The following is a 4,299-nucleotide window of genomic DNA, read 5'->3' as shown; positions in this document are numbered from 1 at the left end:
CGCCGACGGCGATCCGGACGCCGACGATCCGGACGAAGACGAAGACGAAGACGAAGACGAAGACGATGATGACGAGGACGCGCGTAGGGCCCGCTGGACCGCGGCCGGGACCGGGGCCCTGCTGACCCTCGCGGGTCTGGCCGCGGCGCTGCTCCGCCTCATCCGCCCCGCCCCGGCGCTCGTCCCGGCGGCGTACGCCTGCGGGGCGGTCGTGTGCGCCGGCGCCGCCGTGCTGGGCTCCCGGGGACGCACCCGGCGGGCGCTGTGGCTGCTGATCGCGGGGACGATGGTGATGGCGCTGGGGGACCAGTTCGACTGAGTCCGGCCGTTGTGAATAAGCCCACGAAAGCGACAAACGATCTCGTGCGCCTGTAAGAGTGGCTGCGCATTGCTCATGCGTTCTTTGCTGGATGTTCAGGTCATGGACGACTGCTCCCGGTCAAAGATCCACAAAAAGTCATCCTGGGAGCACGTTTCGTGGCAGCCCTAGCACGCTGGTGTGTCCAACGCCGTCTGGTCACCGTTCTGCTGTGGCTCCTCGCCTGCGCGGGGGTGGCCGCGGGCGCCGCCGTCGCCGGCTCCGCGTACTCGAACGACTACCAGGTCCCCGGCACCGAGTCGGGCCGCGCCACCGAGCTGCTGCACGAGGGCTTCCCGCAGCTCGGCGGCGACAGCGACACCGTCGTCTGGCACACCACGTCCGGCACCGTCCGCGCCGCCGACGTCGAGCAGACCATGACCCGCACCCTGGACCGGATCGAGGCCCTGCCCGGCGTGGCCTCCGTGACCAGCCCCTACGACGGGCCGGGCACGGGCCGTATCAGCGAGGACGCCCGTACGGCGTACGCCACCGTCACCTTCGACGACCAGGCCGAAAACATCGACCAGGGCGAGGCCAAGGCCCTTGTCGACACCGCGAAGAGCGCGGAGACCGACGGGCTCCAGGTGGAGCTGGGCGGCAGCGCCGTCGCGCTCACCCAGTCCTCCGGCGGGCACGTCGCCGAGATCGTCGGCGTGGTCGTCGCCGCGGTCGTGCTGTTCCTCGCCTTCGGCTCGCTCGCCGCCTCCCTGCTGCCCATCGCCACCGCACTGGTCGGCGTCGGCACCGCCTACGCCGGGATCGTGCTGCTCGGGCACGCCATGACCGTCGCCGACTTCGCCCCCATGCTCGGCATGCTGATCGGGCTCGGCGTCGGGATCGACTACGCGCTGTTCATCGTGACGCGGCACCGGCGCGGGCTGAAACGCGGACTGTCCGTCACCGAGGCGGCCACGAACGCCGTCGCGACCACGGGACGGGCGGTCGTCTTCGCGGGTGCCACCGTTTGCATCGCCCTGCTCGGCATGCTGATCCTCCGGCTGAGCTTCCTCAACGGCGTCGCCATAGCGGCCAGCCTGACCGTGGTCCTCACCGTCGCGGCCTCCGTGACGCTGCTGCCCGCCCTGCTGTCCTTCATCGGCACGCGCGCCCTGAGCCGCCGGGAACGCCGTCGCCTGGCGGAGCACGGGCCCGAGCCGGAACTGCCCACCGGCTTCGCCGCCCGCTGGTCGGCGTTCGTGGAGCGTCACCCCAAGGTGCTCGGCGCGGTCGCCCTCGTCGTCATGGCCGTCCTCGCGCTGCCCACGTTCTCCCTGCACCTGGGCACCTCCGACCAGGGCAACGACCCCAAGGCGGCCACCACCCGCCAGGCCTACGACCTCCTCGCCGACGGTTTCGGGCCCGGCGTGAACGGCCCGCTCACCCTTGTCACGAAGGTCGACGGAGCCGACGACAAGCTCGCCCTGGACAACCTCGACGGCACACTTCGCGCCACCGACGGCGTCGCCTCGGTCACCCCGGTGACCTTCGACTCCGGCGGTCACACCGCGTACCTGACCGTCGTACCGGAGTCCTCGCCGCAGTCGAAGCAGACCAGCGACCTCGTCGACCGGCTGCGCGGCGAGGTGCTGCCGCGCGCCGAGTCGGGCACCTCGCTCGACGTGCACGTCGGCGGTATGACGGCCGGCTACGACGACTTCGCCGACGTCATCGTCTCCAAGCTGCCCGTCTTCGTCGGGGTCGTGATCGGCCTGGGCTGTCTGCTGCTCCTGCTCGCCTTCAGGTCCGTCGGCATCCCGCTGAAGGCCGCCGCGATGAACGTCGCCGCCGTGGCCTCCGCCTTCGGAGTGGTGGTCGCGATGTTCCAGTGGGGCTGGGGCAGCGAACTGCTCGGCCTCGGCAGCGCGGGCCCCATCGAGCCCTTCCTGCCCGTGATCATGGTCTCGGTGCTCTTCGGCCTCTCCATGGACTACCAGGTGTTCCTGGTCAGCCGGATGTACGAGGAGTGGCTGGAGACCGGCGACAACCGGCGAGCCGTGCGCGTCGGCCTCGCCGAGACCAGCCGGGTGATCAACTCGGCGGCGGTCATCATGATCTCCGTCTTCCTGGCCTTCGTCCTCAGCGGCGACCGTGTGATCGCCATGTTCGGCATCGCCCTGGCCGCCGCCGTCGCCCTGGACGCCTTCGTCCTGCGGACGCTTCTCGTCCCCGCCCTCATGCACATGCTCGGCGGCGCCAACTGGTGGCTGCCCCGCTGGCTCGACAAGCGCTTGCCGCGGATCAGCATCGAACCGCCCGAGGCCCGGGCCGCCCATGAGAGGCTGGCCGCCGCGACGGACGCCGAGGTGGCGGACGTCCTGGCGGAGGAGGAGCGGCAGCGGGATGTACGCGATATCCCTGGGTGACGACGCCGAGCTGAGGCCTCTCGAGCCCTGGCATGCCGAAGAGTTCTTCGCGCACCTGGAGCGGGGCAGGGACTTCATCGGGCAGTTCATCAGCTTCGGGTCGCAGGAGACGGACGTGGAGTCCGCGCGGGCCATGCTCCAGCGGTACGCCGACATGCGCGCGGCCGACACCCGCTCGCTGCACGGCCTGTGGCTGAACGGCAAGCTCGTGGGCGGCGTGCTGTTCCTGAACTTCGACGCGGCGACCGGCAACTGCGAGGTCGGCTGCTGGCTGGAGCCCGACGGGACGGGGCGCGGCCTGATCACCCGGGCGATGCGCGTCCTCATCGACTGGGCGGTCGAAGAGCGCGGCATTCACCGGATCGAGTGGGTCGCCGCCTCGGGAAATCGGCCGAGTCTGAACGTGGCCCAGCGCCTCGGCATGACCCGCGACGGTGTGCGACGCGAGGCGCACCCCTATCGTGGCGTACGGCACGATCTCGAAGTCTGGTCGGTGCTGGCGCCCGAGTGGCGCGCCGCACGCGCGCGTGCCACTCACAACGATCATTAAGAGACTTCTCAGACAGCGACTTTACGGTGCGAGACATGGCAACGAACGCAGTGGACGAGACCAAGGCCACCGAGGCCACGACCGAGAAGGCGGTGGACACCACCGAGTCCGACGAGGCGACCCGCACCGAGGCCCCGGCCGAGGCCGAGGTCGTCGAGACAGAGGTCACCGAGACCAAGGTCGCCGAGACCAAGGAGGAGGCCCCCACCGGCGTCGGCCAGGGTGCCGCCGCCGTGGTCTCCGCCGGGCTGGGCGTCGTCTCGCTCACCGGCAGCTGGGTCGGCACGATCGCCGCGGCGCGCCAGAACCTGGTCGGCCAGCTCGAGACCGCGCAGAACGCGGGCGTGGCCCAGCAGATCCAGGCGGTCTACGGCGACGCCTGGCAGGCCACCGCCCTGTGGGGCGGACTGTTCGCGGTGGTCGCGCTGGTCGTCGGCGTCGTGACGCTGGCACGGCCCGCGTTCGGCACGCCCGGCAGGATCCAGGCCCCCTGGATCAAGGCCGTCGCCTGGGCGGGCGTCTCGCTCGGTGTCATCGGCCTGTTCCTGGCCGTCCTCAAGTACACCGGCGTCCTGCTCGGACTGCCCTCCGCGAGCTGAGTCACCGCAGGTCCTGAGGGGTCTTAGGAGTTCCGTAAGCACCTTACGGAGCCCCTGGGGCCCCTCAGTCGTGTCCTAAGGCCCCGACCGCCGCCGAAGATGCGGAACTCTCCCGATGTGGCCGACCCGCCTGGGAGACGAGAGTGAGGTCATCACGGAGAAACCCTCCGTGACCGGCCTCTCACCAAGGACACGCCATGTACGAGTACGAACTCCAGCAGCTGCGCACCGCCGACCTCATCCGCCGGGCCGACCACGAACGCCTGGTCCGCGAGGCCGCCCGGGCCCGCCGCGCCGCCCGCGGCGAAGCGGCCGAGAACTCCGCCGAGCACGAAAGCCATACCCGCGGCTTCCGCCGAACCCGGTCCGCCCGGGCCGCGTGAACGGCGGGGCGGCACCGGCCGCCGCGGCCGATCACACCGACGC

The 4,299-nt window shown here is 70.9% G+C and carries 5 protein-coding genes; all 5 read left to right on the top strand.

Going from position 1 to position 4,299, the window contains the following annotated elements:
* Positions 1-319, top strand: a 319-nt coding sequence (locus ACFTZL_RS41780; protein WP_382594905.1) for a hypothetical protein, incomplete at its 5' end; no start/stop codon positions are given.
* Positions 320-477: 158 nt separating this feature from the next.
* The gene (locus tag ACFTZL_RS41775; protein WP_382594903.1) at positions 478-2,724 is read left to right on the top strand and encodes an MMPL family transporter; all 2,247 of its coding nucleotides are present in this window, start codon (positions 478-480) and stop codon (positions 2,722-2,724) included.
* Positions 2,702-3,274 (top strand): GNAT family N-acetyltransferase, encoded by a 573-nt coding sequence (locus ACFTZL_RS41770; protein ID WP_382594901.1) that lies wholly within the window; start codon positions 2,702-2,704, stop codon positions 3,272-3,274. The genes ACFTZL_RS41775 and ACFTZL_RS41770 overlap by 23 nt, the downstream gene beginning before the upstream one ends.
* Positions 3,275-3,309: 35 nt before the next feature.
* On the top strand, positions 3,310-3,873 hold the full coding sequence (locus ACFTZL_RS41765; RefSeq protein WP_382594898.1) for a hypothetical protein: 564 nt from the start codon (positions 3,310-3,312) through the stop codon (positions 3,871-3,873).
* A gap of 197 nt (positions 3,874-4,070) precedes the next feature.
* Entirely contained in the window at positions 4,071-4,256 is a 186-nt protein-coding gene (locus ACFTZL_RS41760; protein ID WP_382594895.1) for a hypothetical protein, read from the top strand.
* Positions 4,257-4,299: the final 43 nt, after the last annotated feature.

It is taken from the genome of Streptomyces sp. NPDC056948 (assembly GCF_042674225.1).
Lineage (GTDB): Bacteria > Actinomycetota > Actinomycetes > Streptomycetales > Streptomycetaceae > Streptomyces > Streptomyces purpurascens.
Note: the sequence above shows the minus strand (reverse complement) of the source record. Positions and strands in the feature narration are given on the sequence as shown.